The sequence below is a fragment of the Streptomyces sp. NPDC002566 genome (assembly GCF_042889585.1).
Classification (GTDB): Bacteria; Actinomycetota; Actinomycetes; order Streptomycetales; family Streptomycetaceae; genus Streptomyces.
Window position 1 is genome coordinate 196,564 of record NZ_JBIARD010000006.1, and the last position, 26,928, is coordinate 223,491.

The 26,928-nt window shown below is 69.2% G+C and carries 24 protein-coding genes; 12 read left to right on the forward strand and 12 right to left on the reverse strand.

Going from position 1 to position 26,928, the window contains the following annotated elements; all coding sequences use genetic code 11:
* Positions 1–11: 11 nt before the first annotated feature.
* Positions 12–1,367: a globin domain-containing protein gene (locus ACFYXA_RS25070; RefSeq protein ID WP_389036535.1), complete on the reverse strand. Its 1,356-nt coding sequence runs from the start codon at positions 1,365–1,367 to the stop codon at positions 12–14.
* A gap of 423 nt (positions 1,368–1,790) precedes the next feature.
* Here ACFYXA_RS25070 and ACFYXA_RS25075 point away from each other — a divergent pair, with 423 nt between their 5' ends.
* Positions 1,791–2,657 carry a GNAT family N-acetyltransferase gene (locus tag ACFYXA_RS25075; protein WP_389036538.1) on the forward strand — a complete coding sequence of 289 codons (867 nt, stop codon included), beginning with the start codon at positions 1,791–1,793 and terminating at the stop codon, positions 2,655–2,657.
* A 153-nt stretch (positions 2,658–2,810) separates the two neighbouring features.
* Here ACFYXA_RS25075 and ACFYXA_RS25080 read toward each other — a convergent pair whose 3' ends face one another.
* Positions 2,811–4,028 (reverse strand): MFS transporter, encoded by a 1,218-nt coding sequence (locus tag ACFYXA_RS25080; protein ID WP_389036541.1) that lies wholly within the window; start codon positions 4,026–4,028, stop codon positions 2,811–2,813.
* Between the two features lie 145 nt (positions 4,029–4,173).
* Between ACFYXA_RS25080 and ACFYXA_RS25085 the strand changes: the two genes are divergently transcribed.
* Both ACFYXA_RS25085 and ACFYXA_RS25090 read left to right on the forward strand, forming a co-directional pair.
* Positions 4,174–4,641 carry a MarR family transcriptional regulator gene (locus ACFYXA_RS25085; RefSeq protein WP_352251189.1) on the forward strand — a complete coding sequence of 156 codons (468 nt, stop codon included), beginning with the start codon at positions 4,174–4,176 and terminating at the stop codon, positions 4,639–4,641.
* A gap of 9 nt (positions 4,642–4,650) precedes the next feature.
* Complete coding sequence (locus ACFYXA_RS25090) at positions 4,651–5,103, forward strand: GNAT family N-acetyltransferase (RefSeq protein ID WP_352251191.1); 453 nt, start codon at positions 4,651–4,653, stop codon at positions 5,101–5,103.
* Between the two features lie 79 nt (positions 5,104–5,182).
* On the opposite strand, the gene ACFYXA_RS25095 is transcribed toward ACFYXA_RS25090, so the two are convergent.
* Together ACFYXA_RS25095 and ACFYXA_RS25100 are read right to left on the reverse strand one after the other, a co-directional pair.
* Positions 5,183–6,568 carry a serine hydrolase domain-containing protein gene (locus tag ACFYXA_RS25095; protein ID WP_389036546.1) on the reverse strand — a complete coding sequence of 462 codons (1,386 nt, stop codon included), beginning with the start codon at positions 6,566–6,568 and terminating at the stop codon, positions 5,183–5,185.
* A gap of 95 nt (positions 6,569–6,663) precedes the next feature.
* Positions 6,664–7,344 carry a TetR/AcrR family transcriptional regulator gene (locus ACFYXA_RS25100; protein WP_389036549.1) on the reverse strand — a complete coding sequence of 227 codons (681 nt, stop codon included), beginning with the start codon at positions 7,342–7,344 and terminating at the stop codon, positions 6,664–6,666.
* 69 nt (positions 7,345–7,413) lie between these two features.
* Here ACFYXA_RS25100 and ACFYXA_RS25105 point away from each other — a divergent pair, with 69 nt between their 5' ends.
* The gene (locus ACFYXA_RS25105; protein WP_389036552.1) at positions 7,414–8,523 is read left to right on the forward strand and encodes an FAD-dependent oxidoreductase; all 1,110 of its coding nucleotides are present in this window, start codon (positions 7,414–7,416) and stop codon (positions 8,521–8,523) included.
* Between the two features lie 50 nt (positions 8,524–8,573).
* On the opposite strand, the gene dnaB is transcribed toward ACFYXA_RS25105, so the two are convergent.
* The gene (gene dnaB / locus ACFYXA_RS25110; RefSeq protein ID WP_130439193.1) at positions 8,574–10,052 is read right to left on the reverse strand and encodes a replicative DNA helicase; all 1,479 of its coding nucleotides are present in this window, start codon (positions 10,050–10,052) and stop codon (positions 8,574–8,576) included.
* A gap of 460 nt (positions 10,053–10,512) precedes the next feature.
* On the opposite strand from dnaB, the gene ACFYXA_RS25115 reads away from it, so the two are divergent.
* A complete protein-coding gene (locus tag ACFYXA_RS25115) occupies positions 10,513–11,850 on the forward strand; it encodes an MATE family efflux transporter (protein WP_389036556.1) in 1,338 nt (445 codons plus the stop codon).
* Positions 11,851–11,986: 136 nt separating this feature from the next.
* Here the strand turns inward: ACFYXA_RS25115 and rplI are convergent, their stop codons facing one another.
* The 4 genes from rplI to rpsF form a co-directional block, all read right to left on the reverse strand.
* Entirely contained in the window at positions 11,987–12,433 is a 447-nt protein-coding gene (rplI, locus tag ACFYXA_RS25120) for a 50S ribosomal protein L9 (RefSeq protein WP_130439189.1), read from the reverse strand.
* An 18-nt stretch (positions 12,434–12,451) separates the two neighbouring features.
* Positions 12,452–12,688 (reverse strand): 30S ribosomal protein S18, encoded by a 237-nt coding sequence (rpsR, locus tag ACFYXA_RS25125; RefSeq protein ID WP_003949403.1) that lies wholly within the window; start codon positions 12,686–12,688, stop codon positions 12,452–12,454.
* A 45-nt stretch (positions 12,689–12,733) separates the two neighbouring features.
* The gene (locus ACFYXA_RS25130) at positions 12,734–13,324 is read right to left on the reverse strand and encodes a single-stranded DNA-binding protein (protein ID WP_389036560.1); all 591 of its coding nucleotides are present in this window, start codon (positions 13,322–13,324) and stop codon (positions 12,734–12,736) included.
* 79 nt (positions 13,325–13,403) lie between these two features.
* Entirely contained in the window at positions 13,404–13,694 is a 291-nt protein-coding gene (rpsF, locus tag ACFYXA_RS25135) for a 30S ribosomal protein S6 (RefSeq protein WP_004950685.1), read from the reverse strand.
* 285 nt (positions 13,695–13,979) lie between these two features.
* Here rpsF and ACFYXA_RS25140 point away from each other — a divergent pair, with 285 nt between their 5' ends.
* The 3 genes from ACFYXA_RS25140 (at position 13,980) to ACFYXA_RS25150 (ending at position 16,729) form a co-directional block, all read left to right on the forward strand.
* On the forward strand, positions 13,980–14,291 hold the full coding sequence (locus tag ACFYXA_RS25140; protein WP_389036564.1) for a hypothetical protein: 312 nt from the start codon (positions 13,980–13,982) through the stop codon (positions 14,289–14,291).
* Between the two features lie 211 nt (positions 14,292–14,502).
* A complete protein-coding gene (gene femX, locus ACFYXA_RS25145; protein ID WP_130439182.1) occupies positions 14,503–15,624 on the forward strand; it encodes a peptidoglycan bridge formation glycyltransferase FemX in 1,122 nt (373 codons plus the stop codon).
* A gap of 73 nt (positions 15,625–15,697) precedes the next feature.
* Entirely contained in the window at positions 15,698–16,729 is a 1,032-nt protein-coding gene (locus ACFYXA_RS25150; RefSeq protein ID WP_130439180.1) for an alanine racemase, read from the forward strand.
* A 94-nt stretch (positions 16,730–16,823) separates the two neighbouring features.
* Here ACFYXA_RS25150 and ACFYXA_RS25155 read toward each other — a convergent pair whose 3' ends face one another.
* Together ACFYXA_RS25155 and ACFYXA_RS25160 are read right to left on the reverse strand one after the other, a co-directional pair.
* Positions 16,824–18,323 carry a glycosyltransferase family 87 protein gene (locus ACFYXA_RS25155; protein ID WP_389036569.1) on the reverse strand — a complete coding sequence of 500 codons (1,500 nt, stop codon included), beginning with the start codon at positions 18,321–18,323 and terminating at the stop codon, positions 16,824–16,826.
* A gap of 129 nt (positions 18,324–18,452) precedes the next feature.
* A complete protein-coding gene (locus tag ACFYXA_RS25160) occupies positions 18,453–21,128 on the reverse strand; it encodes a transglycosylase domain-containing protein (RefSeq protein ID WP_389036572.1) in 2,676 nt (891 codons plus the stop codon).
* A 385-nt stretch (positions 21,129–21,513) separates the two neighbouring features.
* On the opposite strand from ACFYXA_RS25160, the gene ACFYXA_RS25165 reads away from it, so the two are divergent.
* The 4 genes from ACFYXA_RS25165 (at position 21,514) to ACFYXA_RS25180 (ending at position 25,313) form a co-directional block, all read left to right on the forward strand.
* On the forward strand, positions 21,514–22,197 hold the full coding sequence (locus ACFYXA_RS25165; protein ID WP_352251210.1) for a helix-turn-helix transcriptional regulator: 684 nt from the start codon (positions 21,514–21,516) through the stop codon (positions 22,195–22,197).
* A 44-nt stretch (positions 22,198–22,241) separates the two neighbouring features.
* Positions 22,242–23,324, forward strand: a complete 1,083-nt coding sequence (locus ACFYXA_RS25170) for an inositol-3-phosphate synthase (protein WP_389036577.1) — start codon at positions 22,242–22,244, stop codon at positions 23,322–23,324.
* A gap of 106 nt (positions 23,325–23,430) precedes the next feature.
* Complete coding sequence (locus tag ACFYXA_RS25175) at positions 23,431–24,723, forward strand: MFS transporter (protein WP_389036580.1); 1,293 nt, start codon at positions 23,431–23,433, stop codon at positions 24,721–24,723.
* Between the two features lie 89 nt (positions 24,724–24,812).
* Positions 24,813–25,313: a hypothetical protein gene (locus tag ACFYXA_RS25180; RefSeq protein WP_389036583.1), complete on the forward strand. Its 501-nt coding sequence runs from the start codon at positions 24,813–24,815 to the stop codon at positions 25,311–25,313.
* A 117-nt stretch (positions 25,314–25,430) separates the two neighbouring features.
* Here ACFYXA_RS25180 and ACFYXA_RS25185 read toward each other — a convergent pair whose 3' ends face one another.
* Complete coding sequence (locus tag ACFYXA_RS25185) at positions 25,431–26,897, reverse strand: CCA tRNA nucleotidyltransferase (protein ID WP_389036586.1); 1,467 nt, start codon at positions 26,895–26,897, stop codon at positions 25,431–25,433.
* Positions 26,898–26,928 lie beyond the last annotated feature (31 nt).

Genomic DNA, 26,928 nt, shown 5'->3' on the forward strand with positions numbered 1-26,928 from the left:
GGGTCGCGAGGTCAGGGCCTGGTGCCGGCGAGTTCCTCGACCGCGTCGTGACGTATGCGCTCCGCGGGGATGCCCGAGGCGCTCAGGGAGTCCACTCCCTTGCGGATCAGTTCGGGCGGCCCGGAGACGTAGGCGTCGTATCCGGCCCAGGGGCCGAATCCGCGCAGGGCGTCGGGGAGTCGCAGAAGGCGGTCCCGGTCGTCGACCACGGGGCGTACCTGCAGCCAGGAGTGGGACTGCTGGAGCCCGAGCAACGTCTCGATCGCGTACAGGTCCTGATCACTGCGTGCGCCGTAGAAGACCTCGACCGGTCGCCGTGCGCCGCGTTCGGCGACGTCCTCGACCAGCGCCTTGACGGGCGCTATCCCGGTGCCGCCGCCCAGGCAGAGCAGCCCGCTGTCGTTGGTGTGGTCGACGGTCATCGAGCCGGCGGGCGGGCCGAGCCGGACGATGTCGCCGGGGCGGGCGCGGTGCACCAGCGCGTTGGACACCCAGCCCGCCGGGACGGCTTTCACGTGGAACGTGAGCAGTCCGTCGGAGCGGGGGGCGGAGGCGAAGGAGTAGTGCCGCCAGATCCGCGGCCACCACGGTGTCTCCAGGCTCGCGTACTGCCCCGCGAGGAACGGATAGGGCTGGTCGGGCCGGACAGTGAGGACGGCGACGTCCGGGGTTCTCAGTTCGTGGGAGACGACCTCCGCGTTCCACCAGGGCGGGGCGCGCAGTTCGTCGGCGGCCGCCGCGTCGATCATCACTTGGGAGATCCTGGTGTAGGTCCGAACCCAGGCCGCCTCGGTCTCGGCGTCCCAGACGGAGCCGGCGTAGGCGCCGAGGGCCTCGATCAGGCACTCGCCGACGGCCGGGTAGTGCTCGGGGCGGGTGCCGTACCTGCGGTGACCACGGCCCAGGTTCTGCAGGTACTCGTCCAGCATCGGGGTGTCGTCGAGGCGCTCGGCGGTGATCAGCAGGGCCTTCAGCAGCCGGTCCCGCTGAACGTCCATCGCGGGCGGGAAGAGCGAGCGCAGCTCGGGGTGGCGGATGAAGAGCAGTGCGTAGAAGTACGACGTGACGTCGTCGGCCACGGGGGTCACCTCGGCCATGGCCCTGCGGATGAGGACGGCGTCCGAGGAAGCGTTCCTACTGGGCACAGCCGGTTCGGCGGGGACCCCGGGCCATGAGGCGATGCCGGGTCGGGCGGGAGCCGACAGTTGCGAAGGCCCGGGGGGCGGGGCGGCCATCGGAGGTTCGGGAGGGGCGGAGGCCGCCCGGTCGGGTTCGGTGGGCGGTTCAGGCTGCTTGTGCGGCGTGAACCATCCCTCCTCGCCGTCGGACGTGTCCTTGTCGGCCGACCTGGTGGTCGGAGCGTCCATGGTGTGCCTCGCCTCGCACGTCTTTCGGTCGGTCTGCGCACCTGCCCCTTGGAAGGTGCCTGCTTCCCCTCGCGGCCAGCCGGCGTCTGCGTCCTGTCGCACGGCCGCCCTGGCCGCGGTCCCCTGGTCCCGGCTGCCTGAGGCCGTCGGCTCGCGCGGGACGCACGCACCGCACCGCGCAGATCACGTTCCGGACACGAACCGGACTCGACCATACCGGGCATCGTTCTCCCCTCACACGCCCCCCTTCACCGACCGAGGAGGCCCGGGCTGGGCAACGGCGACGCGGCGGTGCCGAGCGCGACGGTGTTTCACGTGAAACAGCCCCACGCCGTGCAAGCTCCGGGCGACATGGCCTAAAGCGCCTACGTACCCCAGGAATGAGGTGGACGACCGAGCCACCGATCGGACAGCCTGTTCCGCGTGCCGACTCCTTCCCCCGCCACCCTCCCCATCCGCCGCCTGACGCACCGTGACCTCACGGCATGCGCCGATCTGTCAGAGGACCGGGGGTGGCCACGCGAGGAACACAAATGGGGCCTCCTCCTCACCGCCGGAACGGGCTACGGCATCGACGACCCCGATGGAGGCCTCGTCAGCGCCTGCGTGGTCACCGAATACGGTCCGCACGGCCGGCCGGTCCTCGGCGCCGTCGGCATGGTGCTGGTCGCCGACCGGCACGCCAGGCAGGGCGTGGGCCGACGGCTGATGCGCCACGTCGTCTCCGCCATGGGCACCACTCCGCTGACCCTTCACGCCACCGAGTACGGGCGGCCCCTCTACGAGGAGCTGGGCTTCAAGACCACGGGGCGTGCGGAGATGGTGCGGGGCCGCTTCACCGGGGGCGACGTCCGCCCCGACGGCATGACCCGCGCGGCCACGGCCGAGGACCTCGCCACGATCGTCAAGCTCGACCAGGAGGTCTTCGGCACCGACCGCACCCACATCCTCGCCCGGCTTCCCGCCTTCGCCGACCAGGTACGGGTCGCCGAGGAGAACGGCCGGATCATCGGTTACGCCGCCGCATGGCCCAACATGGACACCCACGTCGTGGGCCCGCTGATCGCCCGGGACACCGAGACCGCGAAGGCGCTCGTGGCGTCCTTGGCCGCCCGTACGGACCGTCCTCTGCGCACCGACGTCGACGTACGGCACGAGGAACTGCTGGCGTGGCTGAAGGCCCGGGGCCTGGCCTCCGTCGGCTTCAACGCCGTCATGACCTACGGGATCGCCGAACTGCCCGGTGACTGGAGCCGGCGGTTCGCGCCGCTCACCGTGGCGGCCGGCTGACGGTGCGGACACAGGCATGCCGGGCCCCGTGAGGTGCGGTACCCGCCAGGCCGCCCGCGATGAACAGCGGGCGGCCGAGCGCGGTGGGGCGTTCAGCTGAAGCGCCGAGTGCCGTAGGAGATCAACTCGGCGGAGCCGGCGTCCCGGCCGCTCTCAGTGGTGAACGGTGGCCCGCCGCCCTGTCGGCGTACCGCCGGCGACGACGGCACTCGAGGCTTCGGCTGCGCTCTCCCGGCGCTCCAGCGTGGAAGAGACGAACGCGAGGAGCAGAGCGGCGGCGGCGAGGGCCGCGCCCACCCAGTTGGGAGCGGTGTACCCGAGGCCGGCGGCGATGACCATGCCGCCGAGCCAGGCGGACAGGGCGTTGCCGAGGTTGAAGGCGCCGATGTTCACCGCCGAGGCGAGCGTCGGCGCGCCGTGCGCCTGGTCGAGAACCCGCTTCTGCAGCGGCGGGACGGTGGCGAAGCCCAGGGCGCCGATCAGAGCGATCGTGACGGCCGCGAGGGCCTTGTCGTGAGCGGTGAGCGTGAAGAGCGCCAGGACGACGGCCAGGGCGCCCAGGGAGGCGTACAGCATCGGCATCAGGGCGCGGTCGGCGTACCTGCCGCCCACGAGGTTGCCTGCGACCATCCCGAGCCCGAAGAGGACCAGCAGCCAGGTCACGGAGCCGTCGGCGAAGCCGGCCACGCGGGTCATCATCGGTGCGATGTAGGTGATGGCGGCGAAGACGCCGCCGAAGCCGAGGACGGTCATCGCCATGGCGAGCAGCACCTGTGCGTTCCTGAAGGCGGCGAGCTCGTGGCGCAGGCGTACGCCCTCCGGCCGGGGCATGTCGGGCACCAGCTTGGCTATGCCGGCCAGGCCCACCACACCGAGCGCCGCGACGACGGCGAAGGTGACGCGCCAGCCGGCGCTCTGGCCGACCAGGGTGCCCAGCGGGACGCCGACGACGTTGGCGACGGTCAGACCGGTGAACATCATCGCGATGGCGCCGGCCTTCTTGTCGGGGGCGACGAGATCGGCCGCGACGACCGAGCCGATGCCGAAGAAGGCGCCGTGTGCCAGCGAGGCGACGATCCGGCCGGCCAGCATGACGGCGAACGCGGGGGCGACGGCGGACAGCAGGTTGCCAGCGATGAACAGGCCCATCAGCAGCATCAGCATCCGCTTGCGGGAGAGCCTGGTGCCGAGGACGGTCATCAGGGGGGCGCCGAACATGACGCCCAGCGCGTAACCGGTCACGAGGAAGCCCGCGGTGGGGATGGAGACCCCGAAGTCGGCCGCGACCTCGGGCAGCAAGCCCATGATCACGAACTCGGTGGTCCCGATCCCGAAGGCTCCGATCGCCAGGGCAAGGAGCGCGAGAGGCATGGTGGGATACGCCTTCCATGATGATTGCAGGGGCGCTTTACGTGCCCCGACAATAGTTGCAGACGCTGAATATATGCAAACGCCGTATTTCGCGATGTTGCCTTATCCTTGGGTTCAGCCGCTCCCCGACGGAGGAAGGACGCGCATGACCGCGACGGACCCCGCTCTCACCGCGCTCGCCCAGGGCTGGTGCGCCCTCTCCCTGCTGCACGGGAGGATCGAGGCGCACATCGAGCGTGCGCTGCAGACCCGTCACGACCTGAGCGTGCGCGAGTACTCCCTGCTCGACGTGCTCAGCCGTCAGCACGACGGCGAGGGCGGCCATCTGCAGATGAAGCAGGTCGCCGACGCGGTCGTCCTCAGCCAGAGCGCTACCACCCGGCTGGTGACCCGGCTCGAGGACCGTGGCCTCCTGGAGCGCTACCTCTGCCCCACCGACCGTCGCGGCATCTACACCAACGTCACCGAGGCCGGCCTCCGCCTGCTCGGCGAGGCGCGCCCGACCAACGACGCGGCGCTGCGCGAAGCCCTCGACGCGGCGGCGAGGAACCCCGAACTCGCCCCGCTGGTCCGGGCCGTGGAGACGCTGAAGACGACGCCCGCCACTGCGTAGGCTGCGGTCATGGGAGATCTTGAAATACGCCCCGCCGTCGCCGACGACATCCCCGCTATCGTCGCCATGCTCGCGGACGACCCCTTGGGGGCGCAGCGGGAATCACCGGACGATCTGGCCCCTTACGCCACCGCGCTGGAACGGCTCAGCTCCGACCCGAACCAACGGGTCGTCGTCGCCGTGAGAGAAGGCCGGGTCGTCGGCACCCTCCAACTGACGATCATCCCGGGCCTGTCCCGGCGTGGAGCCACCCGGTCGATCGTCGAGGGCGTCCGAGTCCACGCCGACGAACGCGGCAGCGGCCTGGGAACGCAGTTCATCGAGTGGGCGGTCGAGGAGTCCCGGCGGGCGGGATGCCAGTTGGTGCAGCTGACGTCCGACGCCACGCGTACCGACGCCCATCGCTTCTACGAGCGGCTCGGCTTCGTGGCCTCGCACGTCGGCTTCAAGCTCCACATCTGAGACCGCGGAACACCAACGGAGAAGCGCCCTGTTTCACGTGAAACAGGGCGCTGCCTCAACTGCCGCTCTCCATAGGCGACTAGCCGATTCCCCGCCACCCCTCCGCGTCGACACCACCGGGTACGGCGGCGCCTTCGTCGTAAGGCTGACGGGTGAACACGAACGAGCCGAGGTCCAGATGGTCCACAGAGCCGTCCGGGCGTCGAACGGCCTGAAGGATCTCGCCCGCGAAGTAGCCCTCCATGCCTGTCCAGGTGCCGTCGCCGTTGGTCCGGAACCGTGAACGCCTGCCGCCGGCGGAGAGCGGTGCAAGGCTGAGGAGGCCGTCATCCGTGACCCGCAGCGCGTACGGACTGGTCCCCCAGTACCAGGGGCCGGTCAGTTCCAGCAGCGAACGGTCGACGTGCGGCGACGGCCGCCAGGGCTCGGGAATGCGCGGCTCCGCCTCGGCGACGATACCCACGAGGTCGGCGGCCACCTGGGTCACCATCGGACCGGAGGTGCAGTTGGCGAGCACCACCGCCGCGACGTCGTCCGACACGCTCAGGGCAAGGCTCGCCAGGAACCCCGGAACCGACCCGGAATGGCCCACGAGTACGCGCCCGCCCTGGTTCTCGATCCGCAGACCGAGCCCGTAGGAGCCGCCGTCCGCGAGATCCGCCGGGTCGGCCGGCGCCGCGGGCGTTCGCATCTCCCGCAGCGTCCGAGCGCAGAGCACCTGGTCGTCGCCGTGCGCGAGGAACGCCGCGAACCGGGCCAGATCCCCTGCCGTTGACCAGAGTTGACCCGCCGCGGCCATCCGGCCGAAGTCCTCGGCGGGCTCGGGCAGCAGGACATCGGCCCACGGATGCACCGCCCAGCCGCCGGCATGGGGGTGCCGGGGTCGTGTACTCGTACGATCAAGGCCCAGGGGTTCGAGCACTTCACGCCGTAGGACCTCGTCCCACGACGCTCCTCGGAGCTCCTCCACCAGGGCCCCGAGAAGGCTGTAGCCGGGGTTGGAGTAGTGGAACCGGCGGCCGCCCGGATGCAGGACAGGGCGGTCGCCGAGGACGTCGGCGAGGTCGGGGCGCAAAGAGCCCGGTGTCCGCTCCCACCAGGGGCCGGGCGATTCGGCAGCCAGTCCGCCGGTGTGGGCGAGCAGTTGGGCGATCGTCGCCTCGCCCGCGCCCGTACCCGGAAGGTGCTTCTCCAACGGGTCCTCGAGGTCGAGCGCCCCCTCGTCACGCAGCCGCATCACCAGCACCGCGGTGAAGGTCTTGGTGATCGATCCGATGCGGTACTGCACGTTCTCATCGGGACCGTGTCCGTCGACCGAGGTACGCGCTCCGTGCCACACGGCCCGCCCGTCGCGCACGACCGCGGCGACGAGCGACGGGGACCTGCCCTCGGCCTGGGCCACGGCGATCCTGTGCAGCAGCGCACGCCGGGTGCCGGGGAGCAGCTCTTCATGGAATGTCGTCATGGGGCCAGTCCACCTGGCCCGACAGCGTGAGTCGAGCCCATTCCCTCTGCCCCGCCCACCTCAGGTTGTGGCCGATCGGGTTCTTGCGCCCCGCGTCACCTCGCCATATGCGCTTCGATGCCGTCGAGCAGGAAGTCGAGGCCCATACGGAAGGTGTGGTCGGCGTCGTGGTGGGCGGCATCGCGCACCACCGTGGCCAGCGCGGGGAACCGCCCGGTGGCGAAAGTCCGCTCCAAATAGGGCCCGAGAGAGGCCTGCCAACGCTTCTCGTCCATCCCGGTGGCCCTCTCGGCACGCCGCTCGGCGATCTCCCGACGCACCGCACCGATGACGTACGCGTTGACCGCGGCGACCACCGGCATGACGGCGTCCACGTCCACGTCGCCCAGCGCGGCCATCACGCTCTCCCCGCTGGCCAGCGCGTGCGGACCCAGCTGGGGGCGGCCACCCAGGAGGTCGGCGAGCCATTCGTGCTCGTGGACGGCGTGCCGGGTGGCTTCGGCGAGAGACCGGAGCACCTCCCGCCAGCCGTCTCCGACGGGCCGGATCTCGGCGTAGGCGGCGTCGACCATCAGGTCGAGCAGCTCCTCCTTGCCGACGATGTAGCCGTAGAGCCGCATCGGCCGGACGTCGAGCGTCCCGGCGATCTTGCGCAGCGACACCGCGTCCAGACCGTCCGCGTCGGCCAGCCGGATCGCCGCTCGCACGATCCGTTCCCGGCTCAACGCGGCCGGTACGGGGCGATTCGGCGGCTCCGGCCTCTCCCACACCAACATGCCGCCCACGATACATCGCATCGCGCGATACAGTGTATCGACTGATACGGCGTATCGAAGGAGGCGGCCGTGACCATCGCCATCGTCGGAGCGGGTCTGGGCGGCTTGGCCCTTGCCCGGTTGCTGCACATGAACGGCATAGACGCCGTCCTGTACGAACGTGAATCGTCCCGCGCCGCACGCGGGCAGGGCGGCATGCTCGACATCCACTCCGGCCAGCGGGCGCTACGGGAGGCCGGACTGATCGACGGCTTCCACGCGATAGCCCGCGGCGAGGGCCAGGACATGCGCTTGCTCGAACCGGACGGCACTCTGCTGCTCCAGGAGGACACGCCCGACGACGCCCCACTGGAGCGACCCGAGGTCGACCGCTCCGATCTGCGCGATCTGCTGCTGGACTCCCTCCCCGACGACATGGTGCGCTGGGGCCGCACGTTCGCATCCGCCGGTGACGGCCTGCTCCGCTTCGCCGACGGCACCACTGCGACGTACGACCTTCTGGTCGGCGCGGACGGCGCGCGCTCCCGGGTCCGTCCGCTGCTCACCGACGCCCGCCCGGCGCACATCGGCCAGAACGTCGTCGAGATCGGCATTCCCGACATCGACCGCACGCATCCCGACCTCGCGGCGATGGTCGGGCGCGGCAACTACTGGGTGCTCGGCAACGGAGTGTCCCTGGCGGCACAGCGCAACGGCGACGGCCGCGTGCGCATCGGCCTCAGTTTCTACGGCACCGGCGAGGACTGGTTCGCCGGTGCCGGGATCCCGTTCGACGATCCGGCCGCCGCCCGGGAGCGGCTGATCGACCTGCTCCCCGGCTGGGACCCACGGTTCACCGCGCTGATCGCGGCCTGTGACGACACGGTGGTGCCGCGGCCGATCACCGCTCTCCCGGTCGGACTGACCTGGCCGTCGAGACCGGACGTCACGCTGATCGGCGATGCCGCGCATCTGATGCCGCCGGTCGGAGAGGGCGCCAACATGGCGCTGCTGGACGGCGCCCTGCTGGGTCTCGCGCTGGCATCGCACCCGGATGACTTTCCGACGGCCGTCGAAGAGTACGAACGCGAGATGTTCGCACGCACCGGTGCCGCCGCCCGGATGTCCGCGAAGATCCAGGCCTTGCTGACATCGCCGGACGCCGCCCGGAAGATGCTCGCGTTCTTCCAGCCCGGCTGAAAGCCCCCCGGCTGAAGGCCCGCGCGAAGGACAGGTGACAGCCCGCAGGCTCAGGTCTGGGCCATGTCCACGAAGCGTGAGTAGTGACCCTGGAAGGCGACCGTGATCGTCGCCGTGGGGCCGTTACGGTGCTTGGCCACGATCAGGTCGGCCTCGCCCGCCCTCGGCGACTCCTTCTCGTACGCGTCCTCACGGTGCAGCAAGATCACCATGTCGGCGTCCTGCTCGATGGAGCCCGACTCACGCAGGTCGGAGACCATGGGCTTCTTGTCGGTGCGCTGCTCCGGGCCACGGTTGAGCTGGGACAGCGCGATCACGGGGATCTCCAGCTCCTTGGCGAGGAGCTTGAGGTTACGGGACATGTCCGAGACCTCCTGCTGGCGGTTCTCGGCGCGCTTGGAGCCGCCGGACTGCATGAGCTGGAGATAGTCGATGACGACCAGCCTGATGTCGTTGCGCTGCTTGAGACGGCGGCACTTGGCCCGGATCTCCATCATCGACAGGTTCGGGGAGTCGTCGATGAAGAGCGGGGCGGCCGAGACGTCCGGCATCCGGCGGGCGAGCCGGGTCCAGTCCTCGTCGGTCATCGTCCCGGAACGCATGTGGTGCAGGGCGACCCGCGCCTCGGCGGACAGCAGGCGCATCGCGATCTCGTTGCGCCCCATCTCCAGGGAGAAGATCACGCTGGGTAGGTTGTTCTTGATCGACGCGGCCCGCGCGAAGTCCAGCGCGAGCGTGGACTTTCCCATGGCGGGACGGGCGGCGATGACGATCATCTGACCGGGATGCAGCCCGTTGGTGAGCGAGTCGAAGTCGGTGAACCCGGTCGGCACGCCGGTCATCTCGCCGCTGCGCGAGCCGATCGCCTCGATCTCGTCGAGGGCGCCTTCCATGATGTCGCCGAGGGGGAGATAGTCCTCGCTGGTGCGCTGCTCGGTGACGGCGTAGATCTCCGCCTGGGCACGGTTGACGATCTCGTCGACGTCGTCGTCGGCCGCGTATCCCATCTGGGTGATGCGGGTGCCGGCCTCGACCAGGCGGCGCAGCACCGCCCGCTCGTGGACGATCTCCGCGTAGTACTCGGCGTTGGCGGCCGTGGGCACGGTCTGGACGAGCGTGTGCAGGTACGACGCGCCGCCGACCTTGTTGATCTCGCCGCGCTTGGTGAGCTCGGCGGCGATGGTGATGGGGTCGGCCGGCTCGCCCTTGGCGTAGACGTCGAGGATCGCCTGGTAGATCGTCTCGTGGGCGGGCTTGTAGAAGTCGTGGCCCTTGAGGATCTCGACGACGTCGGCGATGGCGTCCTTGGACAGGAGCATGCCGCCGAGCACGGACTGTTCGGCGTCCAGATCCTGGGGCGGCACTCGCTCGAAGGCCGTGCCGCCGCCGTCCCACTCGCCGCTGTCCCTGCCCCGGTCGTGCTGTTCGTCCCGTCCGCGGCCCACGTCGCCGCGCCGCCGGGAAGAGGGCAGACGATCGCTGGGGCCAGCGTCGGCCCAGGGATCGTCCAAGGGCTCGGAAATGCTCACCGAGCCACCTCCTCCCGTCCGCGGAGCGGACCTCGCCGGGCACGTCATTTCTACGCCACGGCACTGACAACTGAGAGGCCCAACTCCGGTCCTGGCGGGTGGGTTCCGCAGGGGGTTCCCCAGCCGGTGGACGGAGCGGGCGCCGGACCACGGTAGGCCCGTGAGCGGCGTCAGCCAATCTGGTTATCCACAGGCCATGTGGACGACCGGCCCTATGCTGTGGAGAACTGCGCGAAACCTGTGCACGACCCGGTGGACAGCCCTGTGAACAAGCCCTCGTATTTCACTGGGGAACCGCTGTGACCTGCAGGTTCACCATCCACCGGCTGTGCAGAAGAAAAAGTTTCCCGGTCGGGCCAAGATCGCCTCGAACGGTGCGCGAGAAGCGGCCTGACCAGAGGCCCTGTAAGGGTCAGAGGTTCATTGCATCACTTACCTGTGGAAGATTAGATTGGTGCTCATGACACAGGCTCCTGCGGCCGCCAAGGCCACCCGGCGACAACACGATCGTGAGATCGTCGCACTGGCAGTTCCGGCCTTCGGAGCGCTCGTCGCCGAGCCTCTCTTCGTCATGGTCGACAGCGCGATCGTGGGCCACCTCGGCACGGCTCAGCTCGCGGGCCTGGGCATCGCCTCCGCACTCCTCACGACCGCCGTGAGCGTGTTCGTCTTCCTCGCCTACGCCACCACGGCGGCCGTCGCCCGTCGCGTGGGGGCCGGCGACCTCCCGGCGGCCATCCGCCAGGGCATGGACGGCATCTGGCTGGCGCTGCTGCTCGGCGCCGCCGTGATCGCCGTCGTCCTGCCCACGGCACCCGCGCTCGTGGGGGCGTTCGGCGCCTCCGACACCGCCGCCCCCCACGCGAGCACCTATCTGCGCATCTCGGCGCTCGGCATACCGGCCATGCTCGTCGTGCTGGCCGCGACCGGCGTTCTGCGCGGACTGCAGGACACGAGGACACCGCTCTACGTCGCCATCTCGGGCTTCCTCGCCAACGCCCTTCTCAACGTCGGGCTCGTCTACGGGGCGGGGCTCGGCATCGCCGGCTCCGCCTGGGGCACCGTCGTCGCTCAGTGCGGCATGGCCGTGGTCTACCTCGCCGTGGTGGTCCGGGGCGCCCGCCGTCACGGGGCCTCGCTGCGTCCCGACGCCGCCGGAATCCGGGCATCGGCCCAGGCCGGAGCGCCGCTGCTGGTGCGCACGCTCTCCCTGCGCGCCGTCCTCATGATCGCCACGGCGGTGGCGGCGCGTCTCGGCGACGCCGACATCGCGGCGCATCAGATCATCCTGTCGCTGTGGAGCCTGCTCGCCTTCGCCCTCGACGCCATCGCCATCGCAGGGCAGGCGATCATCGGGCGCTATCTCGGCGCCGGCGACGCCCAGGGCGCCCGGGCCGCCTGCCGCCGCATGGTCGAGTGGGGCATCGCCGTGGGCGTGGTGCTCGGAGTGCTCGTCGTGGTCTCGCGACCGCTCGTCCTCCCCCTGTTCAGCGGCGATCCGATCGTGAAGGACACCGCGCTGCCGGCTCTGCTCGTGGTGGCGCTCTCCCAGCCGATCTGCGGCGTCGTCTTCGTCCTCGACGGCGTACTGATGGGCGCGGGGGACGGCCCCTACCTGGCCTGGGCGATGGTGCTCACACTGGCCGTCTTCGCACCGGTGGCCGTGCTCGTACCGGTGCTCGGCGGCGGGCTGACCGCCCTGTGGGGCGCGATGACGCTGATGATGGCGACGCGGTTGCTGACCCTCTGGCTCCGCGCCCGGTCCGGTCGCTGGATAGTGACCGGCGCGACGCGCTGACAGGGGCCGGGGCCTTACCCGCGGACTGCGAGCCGGCTCGTTTCACGTGAAACCGTGACTCGCTTCGGGACACGCGGAAGGGGCCGCACCTCGAAAGGTGCGGCCCCTTCTCAGCTCTGCGAGCCGAGCACGGCGATCAGGCCGAGACGACCTCGATGTTGACCTTGGCGGCAACCTCGGGGTGCAGACGCACGGACGTCTCGTGGGCGCCCAGGGTCTTGATCGGCGAACCGAGCTCGATGCGGCGCTTGTCGACCTCGGGGCCACCGGCAGCCTTGATCGCCGAGGCGATGTCGGCCGGGGTGACGGAACCGAAGAGACGACCGGCGTCGCCGGAGCGGACGGCCAGGCGGACCTTCACGCCCTCGAGCTGGGCCTTCACGGAGTTGGCCTGCTCGATGGTCTGGATCTCGTGGATCTTGCGAGCGCGACGGATCTGCTCGACGTCCTTCTCGCCACCCTTGGTCCAGCGGATAGCGAACTTCCGCGGGATCAGGTAGTTGCGAGCGTAACCGTCCTTGACGTCGACGACGTCGCCCGCGGCGCCGAGGCCGGAGACCTCGTGGGTGAGGATGATCTTCATGTGTCGGTCACCCTTCCCTTATCGCGCGGTGGAGGTGTAGGGCAGCAGCGCCATCTCACGGCTGTTCTTGACGGCCGTGGCGACGTCACGCTGGTGCTGCGTGCAGTTGCCGGTCACGCGGCGGGCACGGATCTTGCCGCGGTCGGAAATGAACTTCCGCAGCATGTTCGTGTCCTTGTAGTCCACGTACGTGACCTTGTCCTTGCAGAAAGCGCAGACCTTCTTCTTAGGCTTGCGCACAGGCGGCTTCGCCATGGTGTTTCTCCTGTGTGATCAAGAAGTTGGGACGCGAACCCGCCCTTAGAAGGGGGGCTCGTCCGAGTAGCCGCCACCGCTGCCGCCGCCGGAGTTCCCACCCCAGCCGCCGCCACCGCCGCCGCCGGAGTTGCCACCGGCGGGAGCGCTGGTCGCCCACGGGTCGTCGGAGGGGGCTCCGCCGCCCTGCTGGCCGCCGCCGGAGCCACCGCCCCAGCCGCCGCCACCCTGGCCGCCGCCGTAACCGCCGCCGCCACCCTGGCCACCGCGACCGGTGGTCTTGGTGACCTTGGCCGTGGCGTTGCGCAGGCTGGGGCCGACCTCCTCGACGTCCAGCTCGAAGACCGTGCGCTTGACGCCCTCGCGGTCCTCGTAGGACCGCTGCTTCAGCCGGCCCTGCACGACGACGCGCATGCCTCGCTGGAGCGACTCGGCGACGTTCTCCGCCGCCTGACGCCAGACCGAGCAGGTCAGGAAGAGGCTTTCGCCGTCCTTCCACTCGTTCGTCTGGCGGTCGAAGGTGCGGGGGGTGGACGCGACACGGAACTTCGCGACCGCCGCACCGGAGGGGGTGAAGCGCAGCTCGGGGTCATCGACGAGATTGCCGATGACCGTGATGACGGTCTCGCCTGCCATGGGGAACCTCTCGGCGGGTTTGCTGCTGCTGGCTGCTGTGCTGCTACTCAGATTCCCGAGATCAGCTGAGCGGGAGAGCTCAGTGGGTCTCGGGACGGAGGACCTTGGTCCGGAGGACCGACTCGTTCAGGTTCATCTGGCGGTCGAGCTCCTTGACGACCGCAGGCTCGGCCTGCAGGTCGATGACCGAGTAGATGCCCTCGGGCTTCTTCTTGATCTCGTACGCGAGACGACGACGGCCCCAGGTGTCGACCTTCTCCACCTTTCCGTTGCCCTCACGGACGACGGAGAGGAAGTTCTCGATCAGCGGGGAGACAGCGCGCTCCTCGAGATCGGGGTCGAGGATGACCATCACCTCGTAGTGACGCATGTGGAACCCACCTCCTTCGGACTCAGCGGCCACGGTCGTTCCGTGGCAGGAGGGTTGTGATGCGTTAGCAACGGTATCGGCCGCCACTGACAGTCGGGGTCGGCTTGCGACGTCCCCGCGCCGAGCTGGGCGGACGCCCTGGCTGTGCCTGGGCAGACACCGGTGCAGACGGTACAGACTACCTGCATGCGTGCTTGCGGTTGAAATCCGCCCGGGAGGACCCTCAGTCTGTACGCATCGGGTGTGTACGGCGCTACGATGCGCCGCCTTCCGCAGGAGGTGCCCATGGCACAGGCATTGCGACCCAACACCGCCGGCTCTCTCTTCGCCACCGACGGCCGACCCCATCCCGTGCAGCACGCCATGATGGCGGCGACCCTGCTGCTCGGGGCGGTGTCCTTCATCACGGCGATGTTCGACAACCTCCACCTGCTCAGCTCGTGGACCGGCCTGGTGGGGATCTTCACGGGCGCCTACGGACAGTGGATCTCCGAGACCACCCGTGAGCGCTTCTTCCTGATCCTGGGCCTCGGCGCCTCCGGCGTCGGCTTCTTCCTCGGCATGGCGCACGGCGGCCTCTTCGGCGGCCTCTGGTGAGCTGAGCCACGCCGACCCGGCACCGTGACACCGTCCACACCCTCATGCACCACTGACGACCGCTGGACCCGCGAACCGCCCCTGCCGCCTCGTCGGCCGGGGCGAAGGTCCCGTGCGCCCAGTCGGGCCGCTCCCCAGGCGCAGTAGGCTTCGCGCGAGAGCCAGGAGCCCCTGTACCCATGGGGACACACCAGCCCGAGGAGCGCCCCGAATGAGCCTGACCCTGAGGACGATCAGCCGCGAGCAGCATCTGGCGTACATCCAGAGCCTGCCGTCGGCGAGCCACATGCAGGTTCCGGCCTGGGCCGACGTCAAGGCCGAGTGGCGGTCGGAGAACCTCGGCTGGTTCGACGACAGGACCGGCGAACTCGTCGGCGCCGGCCTCGTCCTCTACCGCCAACTCCCCAAGATCAAGCGCTACTTGGCCTATCTGCCCGAGGGCCCGGTCATCAACTGGTACGCGCCGAACCTGACCGAGTGGCTGGAACCGATGCTCGCGCACCTGCGGCAACAGGGCGCCTTCTCCGTGAAGATGGGCCCGCCGGTGATCATCCGCCGCTGGGAGGCCACCTCCATCAAGGCGGGCATCCAGAACCCGGACGTCAAGCGACTGCGCGACATCGAGGCCGACTTCATCGAGCCGCGTGCCTTCGAGGTGGCCGACAAGCTGCGCCGCATGGGCTGGCAGCAGGGCGAGGACGGCGGCGCCGGCTTCGGCGACGTCCAGCCCCGGTACGTCTACCAGGTGCCGCTGGCGAACCGTTCCCTCGAAGAGGTGCACAAGAACTTCAACCAGCTGTGGCGCCGCAACATCAAGAAGGCCGAGAAGGCCGGCGTCGAGGTCGTCCAGGGCGGCTACCACGACCTGGAGGAGTGGCAGCGGCTTTACGAGATCACGGCCGTGCGCGACCACTTCCGGCCGCGCCCGCTGTCGTACTTCCAGCGCATGTGGACGGCTCTCAACACCGAGGACCCGAACCGCATGCGGCTGTACTTCGCCCGCCACAACGGGGTGAACCTGTCGGCGGCGACCATGCTGATCGTCGGCGGGCACGTCTGGTACTCCTACGGCGCCTCCGACAACATCGGCCGCGAGTTCCGTCCCTCGAACGCCATGCAGTGGCGGATGCTGCGCGACGCCTACGCGCTCGGCGCGACCGTCTACGACCTGCGCGGCATCTCCGACTCGCTGGACGAGTCGGACCACCTTTTCGGCCTGATCCAGTTCAAGGTGGGCACGGGCGGACAGGCCGCCGAGTACCTCGGCGAGTGGGACTTCCCGCTGAACAAGCTGCTCCACAAGGCGCTCGACATCTACATGTCGCGTCGCTGACAGGCTCTCCCCTCTCCGAGCTTCGCTCACCTCCACACCAACCGCAGCCACAAGAAAGGTTCCGGGTCCGGCCATGGCGCTCACGCTTTACGTCGACACCGCGCGCTGGCGGGCGCACCACAAGCACGTGCAGGAGCAGTTCCCGGGACTCGTCCCGGTCTGCAAGGGCAACGGCTACGGGTTCGGGCACGAGCGGCTCGCCGAGGAGGCCACACGACTGGGCTCCGACGTCCTGGCCGTCGGCACCACGTACGAGGCCGCGCGCATCAAGGACTTCTTCAGCGGCGACCTCCTGGTGCTGACCCCCTACCGGCGTGGCGAGGAGCCCGTCCCGCTGCCCGACCGCGTCGTGCGCTCGGTGTCGTCGATCGACGGCGTGTACGGCCTCGTGGGCGCCCGCGTGGTCATCGAGGTGATGTCCTCGATGAAGCGGCACGGCATCAGCGAGCAGGACCTTCACCAACTGCACGCCGCCATAGAGAACGTCCGCCTCGAAGGGTTCGCGATCCACCTGCCGCTGGACCGCACCGACGGCTCCGACGCCGTCGAGGAGGTCATCGGCTGGATGGACCGGCTGCGCGCGGCCCGGCTGCCGCTGCACACGATGTTCGTCAGCCACCTCAAGGCGGAGGACCTCGCCCGGCTGCAGCAGCAGTTCCCGCAGACCCGGTTCCGCGCCCGTATCGGCACGCGGCTGTGGCTGGGGGACCACGAGGCCACCGAGTACCGAGGCGCCGTTCTGGACGTCACCCGCGTCGCCAAGGGCGACCGGTTCGGCTACCGCCAGCAGAAGGCCGCCTCCGACGGCTTCCTGGTGGTCGTGGCGGGCGGTACGTCGCACGGTGTGGGTCTGGAGGCCCCTAAGGCTCTGCACGGCGTGATGCCACGCGCCAAGGGCGTCGCCAGGGCCGGCCTGGCCACCGTGAACCGGAACCTCTCGCCGTTCGTCTGGGGCGGCAAGCAGCGGTGGTTCGCCGAGCCGCCGCACATGCAGGTGTCGATCCTGTTCGTGCCCTCGGACGCCCCCGAGCCCCAGGTGGGTGAGGAGCTCGTGGCCCATCTGCGGCACACCACCACGCAGTTCGACCGGATCCTGGACCGCTGAGCACCGCGCTCAGTCATCCACGCGGAACCAGCGAAGGCCGTACACGGAGGATCCGTGCACGGCCTTTCGTCCGCCCGGGCGGCAGTGTGTTCGCTCAGGGCGAACTGTCGGCCGTCGGCTGCCTGCGCCAGTCCGCCCCGGGTTCGTCGAAGCGCGCCTCGCGCCGGGGCGGAGGGTTCGTCGCGCCGACGACGAAGACGTCGTCCGCCCCGTCGAGCACTCCCCCCGAGGGATCGTCCTCACCGGCCTGACGGACCACGTCCCGCTCCGGCGTGAGGATGTCCCGCACCACCATGACGCAGAGGTAGAACGTGCCCAGGAGGTGCACGCCGACCGCCCAGTGGTAGCCGTCGGTGGGCAGACCCTTGTGGGCGTCTCCGCTGGTCGTGTAGGCGAGGTACATCCAGATCCCGAGGAAGTACACGACCTCCGAGACCTGCCAGATCAGGAAGTCCCGCCACTTGGGCCTGGCCAGTGCCGCCAGCGGCACCAGCCACAGGACGTACTGCGGGGAGTAGACCTTGTTGGTGAGGATGAAGGCAGCGACCATCAAGAAGGCGAGCTGGGCGAAGCGAGGGCGGCGCGGGGCGGTCAGCGTGAGCCACGCGATGCCGAGGAAGCTCACTCCCACCAGGGCGGTGGCCAGGGTGTTGACGCTGCCGGTGGTGAGGGGGTCTTTGGAGTTCTGGGCCAGGATCAGCCAGAACGACCCGAAGTCGACGCCGCGCTCCTGGCTGAAGGTGTAGAACTTCGACCAGCCGTCGAAGGCGAACAGCATCACCGGCAGGTTGACCACGAGCCAGGCGACGAGCGCGCCCGCGACGGCGGTGGCGTAGGCCCGCCACTTCCCCGCGCGCCAACACAGCACCAGCAGCGGTCCCAGCAGGAAGACGGGATAGAGCTTGGCGGCCGTGGCGAGCCCCAGGAGGACGCCGAAGGCGAGGGGCCGGCTCCGGGACCACATCAGCATCGCCGCGGCCGTCAGAGCGACCGCCAGCAGGTCCCAGTTGATCGTCGCGGTCAGCGCGAAGGCCGGCGCCAGGGCGACCAGCAGACCGTCCCAGGGACGTCGGGCGTGCGTCCGGGTCACGCAGACGGCGATGACCGCCGCGCACGCCATCAGCATCCCGGCATTGACCATCCAGTACCACTGCTCCTGGCGCTGGACGGTGCCGCTCCCCGGCGTCAGCCAGCTGGCCACCTCCATGAACACACCGGTCAGCACCGGGTATTCGAGATAGGTCATGTCGCCGGGGAGCTTGTCGAAGTACGGCACCAGCCCGTCGGCGAAGCCACGCCCCGCGTAAAGGTGCGGGATGTCCGAGTAACAGGCGTGCGTGTACTGGGAACTGGCCCCGTAGAACCAGCCGCCGTCGTAGCAGGGCGCCTTCTGGACCAGGCCGAGGGCGAACATCCCGATCGCCACGAGCGCGATGACCCGTACGGGAGTCAGCCAGGACATCCCGGTCAGGGCGTGCCGTCCCAGAGGGCCGCCGATCAGTTCGCTGCCGGCCCTGGCGATCTCGTCGTCCTGGGTGGGCCGTACCGGCTCCGGGTCGTGCACGCGCGCTGGCGTCGATTCTGCACTGGGCATGGGCGACATCCTGCCGTACCCACCTAGTAAAACGCCGAGGACCGCCCCACCTGGTCGGGTGGGACGGTCCTCGTTTCACGTGAAACACGGACATGTTTCACGTGAAACAGCCTTGCGGGGCGTTACGGACTAACCGTTCGGGGCGCCGAAGAAGCCCCCGTTGTCATTGCCTCTGCTGGTGCCTGGTGACTCCGAGAGGCTGGGTGACGGACTGATGTCGCCGCCCGGCCCGCCGTTGCCGTTGGCGCCTCCGTTGTTGTTCGCTCCGCCCGTTTTGCCGTCGTCACATCCGAAGAACTTGGTGCAGGTCTCGCTCGGCGAGGGCGAGGGCTCGACCTCCGTCTTGCTGGGACTCGGCGACGGGGACGGCGACTCCTCTTCCTCGCTCTCGGTGACCGAGGGCGAGGGAGACGGGATCGGGTCCTTGTTGAGGACCTCACCGATCTCCTCCGGAGCGGGGAAGTCCTTCACCGGCAGGCCGTCCATGGCCTCGGCCATGTAGTCGTGCCAGATCTCGGCCGGGAACGAGGCGCCATGGATCTTCTTCTGACCACCCGTGCCGAACATCTCCAGGAACGTGCGGTTCTTGTTCGACTCGTTGTCGTCGTAACGGAACATGGTGACGGCGGTCGACAGCTGCGGCGTGTAGCCGACGAACCAGGCCGACTTGTTGCCGTCGGTGGTGCCGGTCTTGCCGGCCACATCGCGGCCGGGCAGCTGGGCGGCGGTGCCGGTGCCGTCGTCGACCACGGTCTTCAGGATGTCCGTGACGTTGTCGGCGACCTTCTTGGTGAACGCCTGGTTCGTGACGGTCTTGTGCGTGAAGATCGTGCCGTCCTTGCTCGTGACCTTCTCCACGGAGTAGGGCTCACGCTGCTTGCCGCTGGCCGCGAACGTGGCGTAGGCGCCGGCCATACGGATCGCGCTCGGGTCGGAGATGCCGATCGAGAACGACGGGAAGCCGGAGCCCGTGAGGCTGCCCTTCTTCAGGCCGGCGTTGAGCGCGGCCTCCTTCACCTTGTCCAGCCCGACGTCCATGCCCAGCTGCACGAAGGCGGAGTTCACCGACTCGCGCATCGCCTCACGCAGGTCGATCTTGAAGTTGGGCGGTTCGCCGTAGGAGGCCTGGCCGTCATTGGTCTGCAGCCACTCCTGGCCCTTCTCGTTCTTCCAGACCGATCCGTCGTACTCCTTGATCTTCAGCTTGTTCTTGCCGCTGAACAAGCTCTTGGGGGAGACGACCGTGCGTTCGTCCTGGGCCTGCGACGAGCCCAGATCCGGGTCACGGACGCCCCAGGTCATCGCTGCCGCGAGCACGAACGGCTTGAACGTGGAACCCACCTGGGCGCCGGTCTGGTCGGAGTTGTTGGTGAAGTGCTTGGTGGCGTCCTCACCGCCGTAGATCGCCTCGATGGCGCCGTTCGCCGGGTTCACGGAGGCCCCGCCGAACTGCACATGGGTGTCCGTCTCCGGACGCTGGTCCGGCTTGATGTTGGCCTTCTTGACCTTCGCGACCGACGTCTCGAGCTCCTTGACCTTGCTCTTGTCGAAGGTCGTGCGGATCGAGTAGCCACCGAGCTGGAGCTTGTCGGCGGTGATCCCGGTTTCCTCGCTGTGCGTGATGAGGTAGCTGTTGGCGAGGTCCACGAGGTAGCCGATCTGTCCGCTCAGCGCGGTGTTCGAGCGCGGGTTCTGCCACTTCGGAAGGGTCGTGTACTTGATCCGCTCGGCGAGCGGCAGATGCTTGTACTCGACCATCTTGTCGAGGGTGTCCTGCATCTGACGGAGCGCCCGCCGGGAGTTGTTCTGAGCGTTGGCGGCCGGGTCGATCGACGTCGCGCCCGCCGGGTCGTAGTACGTGGCGCCCTTCAGCATCGCGGACAGGAAGGCGCACTCACCGGGGTTGAGGTCGATGGCGTCCTTGTTGAAGTACGCGCGGGCGGCGGCCTGGATCCCGTAGGCGCCGCGGCCGTAGTACGCCGAGTTCAGGTAGCCGGCCAGGATCTGGTCCTTGTCGACCTCGGCCCCGACCTTGACGGCGACGAAGATCTCCTTGACCTTGCGGGAGATCGTCTGGGACTGGTCGTTGAGCATGGCGTTCTTGACGTACTGCTGGGTGATGGTGGAGCCACCCTGCGTCTGGCCGCCCCGGGCCATGTTGAACACTGCTCGGGCGATGCCCTTGGGGTCGATGCCGGCGTCGTCGTAGAAGGTCTTGTTCTCCTGCGAGATCACCGCCCAGCGCATCGCCTCCGGGATCTGCGAGAGATCGACGATCTGCCGGTTCGTCTCCCCACCGGTGGCGACCATCTGGCTGCCGTCTTTCCAGTAGTAGACGTTGTTCTGCGCCTCCGCCGTCTTGTCGACCTCGGGGATGCCCACCATGGCGTACCCGATGCCCGCGGCGGCCACCAGGCTGCCGAAGAAGGCGACGCACAGCCCGGCGACGAGCTTCCAGGACGGCGTCCAGCGACGCCAGCCGTCCTTGTCGGCGCGCGGGTAGTCGACCAAGCGCTTGCGGCCGGGAGGCCTGGACGAAACGCCGCGGCGGCCCGCGGCGGGTTCGGCTGCTCTGCGCCGGCCACCGCCTGCGCTTCTCTGGGCCGCGCGCCGGGCCTCGGCCCGGCCGCCGGGCGCTCCGTCGCCTCCCAACCCGTAGTAACCCGACCCGTGGGAGTCGGAGGGAGACCCGGTGGCGTCTCGCGGTGCCGCGCGGCGGCCGGAGGGCGAGCCGGGCTGGCCGCGTCGGGCCGCGGCACGTCCGCCCTCCTGCGGCTGCGGCGGTTTGCGACGGTGCTCGCTCATCGAACGATTACTCCTCGGGCAGGCGCATCCGTGCGCGCCTGGAAACGGCGGCTGGTTTCCTGTCCCCCCGAAGTACGGACGCGGTCGGTTGCGCATTCATCCGTACGGCACCGAGGACCTCGACGCCCCCCGGCGTCTCCTGGGTCCCGGTGGTGTGCATGGCGCACAGACTACGCACCGCCAAAACCTGCCCAGCTCCGAAGTTCACCCCAAACCCGGCAACTCGCCCCCAACTCATGCCCGATGTGATCCCGCTCACGGAACCCGCGCTTGTCGCATTCCGGAGGCCGCTCTATCGTGCTGATGTATCGACTCGATACATCGGCGCGACATAAGCCGTCCGGGGAGCCCGCCACAGCGGGCCGGGGCAGAGAGGAGGCGACCCATGAGCCGGCGTTCCGGGATCCTGGAGTTCGCCGTACTCGGTCTCCTCCGCGAATCCCCGATGCACGGTTACGAGCTGCGTAAACGGCTCAACACGTCGCTGGGGGTGTTCCGGGCGTTCAGCTACGGAACCCTCTACCCCTGCCTCAAGACGCTGGTCGCCAACGGCTGGTTGATCGAGGAGGCGGGCAGCACCCCGGAGGACGCCCTCGCCGCATCCCTCACCGGCCGCCGTGCCAAGATCGTCTACCGGCTGACGGCGGAAGGTAAGGACCACTTCGAGGACCTGCTCTCCCAGACCGGGCCCGACGCGTACGAGGACGAGCACTTCGCGGCTCGCTTCGCCTTCTTCGGGCAGACCTCCCGCGATGTGCGCATGCGCGTCCTGGAGGGCCGCCGCAGCCGGCTGGAGGAGCGGCTGGAGAAGATGCGCGCCTCCTTCGCGCGCACCCGGGAGCGCCTCGACGACTACACGCTCGAGCTCCAGCGCCACGGAATGGAGTCCGTGGAGCGCGAAGTGCGCTGGCTGAACGAGCTCATCGAGAGCGAGCGGGCCGGACGGGACCTGAGAAGTCCCGCTTCCGGGGGATCCGCTCAGCAGGACACCACACATGGAGCGTCGGGCGGCCTGCCCCGTACCGGGGACACCCCCCGGACGGATACGCCCGACGACACCGCCACGTGAGCGCCCAGTCAGGGCCTCACTCGTACACACAGGGAGCAACCGGAATGGGTTCGGTTCGCGTAGCCATCGTCGGCGTGGGCAACTGCGCCGCGTCGCTGGTACAGGGCGTCGAGTACTACAAGGACGCCGACCCGGCGTCCAGGGTCCCGGGCCTGATGCACGTCCAGTTCGGCGACTACCACGTCCGCGACGTCGAGTTCGTCGCCGCGTTCGACGTCGACGCGAAGAAGGTCGGCCTGGACCTCTCGGACGCCATCGGCGCCTCCGAGAACAACACCATCAAGATCTGCGACGTGCCCACCACCGGTGTCACCGTGCAGCGCGGCCACACCCTGGACGGTCTCGGCAAGTACTACCGCGAGACCATCGAGGAGTCCGCCGAGGAGCCGGTCGACATCGTCCAAACCCTCAAGGACAAGCAGGTCGACGTCCTCGTCTGCTACCTGCCGGTCGGCTCCGAGGACGCGGCGAAGTACTACGCCCAGTGCGCCATCGACGCCAAGGTCGCCTTCGTCAACGCCCTCCCGGTCTTCATCGCCGGCACCAAGGAGTGGGCGGACAAGTTCACCGAGGCGGGCGTCCCGATCGTCGGTGACGACATCAAGTCCCAGGTCGGCGCCACCATCACGCACCGCGTCATGGCGAAGCTGTTCGAGGACCGCGGCGTCATCCTGGACCGCACGATGCAGCTGAACGTCGGCGGCAACATGGACTTCAAGAACATGCTGGAGCGCGACCGCCTGGAGTCCAAGAAGATCTCCAAGACGCAGGCCGTCACCTCGCAGATCCCCGACCGTGAGCTCGGCGAGAAGAACGTCCACATCGGCCCGTCCGACTACGTCGCCTGGCTCGACGACCGCAAGTGGGCCTACGTGCGCCTCGAAGGCCGCGCCTTCGGCGACGTCCCGCTGAACCTGGAGTACAAGCTCGAGGTCTGGGACTCCCCGAACTCCGCCGGCGTCATCATCGACGCGCTGCGCGCCGCGAAGATCGCCAAGGACCGCGGCATCGGCGGCCCGATCCTCTCCGCGTCGAGCTACTTCATGAAGTCCCCGCCGGTCCAGTTCTTCGACGACGTGGCCCGTGAGAACGTCGAGAAGTTCATCAAGGGTGAGGTCGAGCGCTAGCCGAGCCCGCTGCGCGCTCCGACTCGCTGAGTCGCTCCTGCCAGGGCCGGAGAGGTGCCCCGGGTCGTCGACCCGGGGCACCTCTCCGTATGTGAGGCTGTGCCCCATGCCCGTCGTCCGTGATCTGCGCCTCCTGCTGCGATTCGGCAACTTCCGGCGCCTGCTCGCCGTGCGGCTGCTCTCGCAGTGCGCCGACGGCGTCTACCAGGTCGCGCTGGCGGCGTACGTCGTCTTCTCACCGGAGAAACAGACCTCGGCCGCAGCGATCGCCTCGGCGATGGCGGTGCTGCTGCTGCCGTACTCCCTGGTCGGCCCCTTCGCCGGCGTCCTGCTGGACCGCTGGCGCCGCCGGCAGGTCTTCCTCTACGGCAACCTGCTGCGCGCCCTGCTGGCGTCGGCGACCGCCGTCCTGATGATCGCGCCCGTTCCCGACTGGCTGTTCTACGTCTCCGCCCTGTGCGTCACCGCGGTCAACCGCTTCGTCCTCGCCGGTCTCTCCGCGGCACTGCCCCGGGTCGTCGACGCCGAGCGCCTGGTGATGGCCAACTCCCTCTCCCCGACGGCCGGGACTCTCGCGGCGACCGCGGGCGGGGGTCTCGCGTTCGTCGTACGGCTGGCGGTCGCGGACTCCGACGCGGTCGTCGTCCTGCTGGGCGCCGCGCTGTATCTGTGCGGAGCGCTCGCCGCACTGCGCATGACACGGGACCTGCTCGGACCGGACGCCGCAGCGGTGCAACCGCGATTCACCTCCGCGCTCGCCGGGACCGCCCGCGACCTGGCGGCCGGTGTGCGTCACCTCTCCGAACCGCGCCGCCGGGGAGCGGCGATGGCGCTCGGCGCGATGACGCTGATGCGGTTCTGCTACGGCGCCCTGCTGGTCATGCTGCTGATGCTGTGTCGTTACGCCCTGACCTCCGACACCGGCGACGGCCTGGCCCTTCTAGGGCTGGCCCTGGGCGTCTCCGGCGCCGGCTTCTTCGCCGCGGCCGTCGTGACACCGGGGGCGGTGGGACGGCTCGGGCCCGGACGCTGGATCGTCGTGTGCGCGGGAGCCGCGGCGGTACTGGAACCCGCCCTGGGCCTCCCCTTCGCCACGATCCCTCTGCTGGCCGCGGCCTTCGTCCTGGGGCTGACCACCCAGGGCGCGAAGATCGCGACGGACACGATCGTGCAGTCCTCGGTCGACGACGGCTTCCGTGGCCGGATCTTTTCCGTGTACGACGTGCTCTTCAACGTCTCCTTCGTGGGCGCCGCCGGGGTGGCCGCGCTGATGCTGCCGCCGGACGGACGCTCGGCGGCCCTCGTGATCACGGTGTCCTTGATCTACGGAGCGGTTGCGGTGGCTATGGCCCGCTTTGCTCACACGTCAGGATCACATCAACGCCACAGACTGATCTAGGAAAAGCAAAGTGGCCTGTGAGGGCCGGTAACTTACGTGGGTCTTACTTTGCGCCAAGCGCGCCCATGTTCCAGGGGGGACAACCCACCATGACCACGCCGCCGCCTCAAGGCCAGAACCCGTACGCCCAGGCGCCCACCGACCCCACGGTGCAGCAGTCCGGCCTGCCGGCGGTTCCCGCCCAGGGCACTCCCGGTCCCTACGCCCCGGTCCCCGACCAGGGTGCGCCACTGCCCCCGCCGGCGCCGCAGAAGAACGCAGGCAAGAAGGTGGCGCGCGTCCTCGGCTTCATCGTCGTCGCCGTCATCATCGGTGTCGTCAAGTGGGGCATCGGCTGGTGGGCGACCTCGACGGACGCGGAGACGACCTCGGTCGGCGCCTGCCTGCACAACGAGGGCAACGAATCCTCGCCCGACCTCAACGAGGTCGACTGCTCCTCGGGCGACGCGCAGTTCAAGGTCGTCGAGAAGTTCGACGGCACGAGCGACGACAAGAAGTGCGAGTCCGTCACCAAGGACTGGACGATCTCCTACATCCAGTCCGGCGGCGGCCACGACGTCGTTCTCTGCCTCGCGGAAACAAAGAAGTAGAGAAGTACAGCGGAGAGCGCGGCAGCGCAAAGGGGCGGTGTTTCACGTGAAACACCGCCCCTTCCGTCTGTGGAGCGGGGGTGTGTTTCACGTGAAACACACCCCCGCTCCCTGCTGTCAGCTCTGCTCGGCCCACCACTCCTTGAGCGCAGCCACCGCGGCGTCCCGCTCCATCGGCCCGTTCTCCAGCCGCAGCTCCAGCAGGTGCTTGTACGCGTTGCCGATGACCGGGCCGGGCCCGACACCGAGGATCTCCATGATCTGGTTGCCGTCCAGGTCCGGACGGATCGCGTCCAGCTCCTCCTGCTCCTGCAGCTGGGCGATTCGCTCCTCCAGCCCGTCGTACGCCCGCGAGAGCGCGGTCGCCTTGCGCTTGTTGCGGGTGGTGCAGTCCGAGCGCGTCAGCTTGTGGAGACGGTCGAGCAGCGGCCCCGCGTCCCGCACATAGCGCCGCACCGCGGAGTCCGTCCACTCCCCGGTGCCGTACCCGTGGAAGCGTAGGTGGAGTTCGACCAGACGTGAGACGTCCTTCACCAGCTCGTTGGAGTACTTCAACGCGGTCATGCGCTTCTTCGTCATCTTCGCCCCGACCACCTCGTGGTGGTGGAACGAGACTCGGCCGTCCTTCTCGAAACGACGGGTGCGCGGCTTGCCGATGTCATGCAGAAGCGCCGCCAGCCGGAGGGTGAGGTCGGGACCGTTCTCTTCCAGCGCGATCGCCTGTTCCAGGACGATCAGGGTGTGCTCGTAGACGTCCTTGTGCCGGTGGTGCTCGTCACTCTCCAGCCGCAGCGCGGGCAGCTCGGGCAGGACGTGCTCGGCGAGTCCGGTCTCCGCCAGCAGGGTCAGACCCTTGCGGGGATGTGCGGACAGGACGAGCTTGTTCAACTCGTCCCGGACCCGCTCCGCGGAGACGATCTCCAGACGGCCCGACATCTCCTTCATCGCCGCGACGACCTCGGGAGCGACCTCGAAGTCGAGCTGGGCGGCGAAGCGGGCGGCGCGCATCATGCGCAGGGGGTCGTCCGAGAAGGACGCCTCGGGAGTGCCCGGGGTACGCAGCACGCCCGCCGCGAGATCGCCGATGCCGCCGTGGGGGTCGATGAACTCCTTCTCGGGAAGCGCGACCGCCATCGCGTTCACGGTGAAGTCGCGGCGGACCAGGTCCTCCTCGATGGAGTCCCCGTAGGACACCTCCGGCTTGCGGGAGGTGCGGTCGTAGGCCTCCGACCGGTAGGTGGTCACCTCGATCTGGAAGCTTCGCTCGACGTCCCCGACGCGGGCGTTCTTCTGCGCCCCGACGGTGCCGAAGGCGATCCCGACCTCCCAGACGGCGTCCGCCCAGGGTCGGACGATCTTGAGAACGTCCTCGGGGCGGGCGTCTGTCGTGAAGTCGAGGTCGTTGCCGAGCCGGCCGAGCAACGCGTCCCGCACCGAGCCGCCGACCAGGGCGAGGGAGAACCCGGCCTCCCGGAAGCGGCGGGCGAGATCGTCGGCCACAGGGGCGACCCGCAGCAGCTCGTCGACCGCGCGGTGCTGCACCTGGCTCAGGGCACTGAGGTTGTCTTCGTTGGCGTTCGGCACAACAGAAGAGGGTACGTGGCCGGGCGAGCCC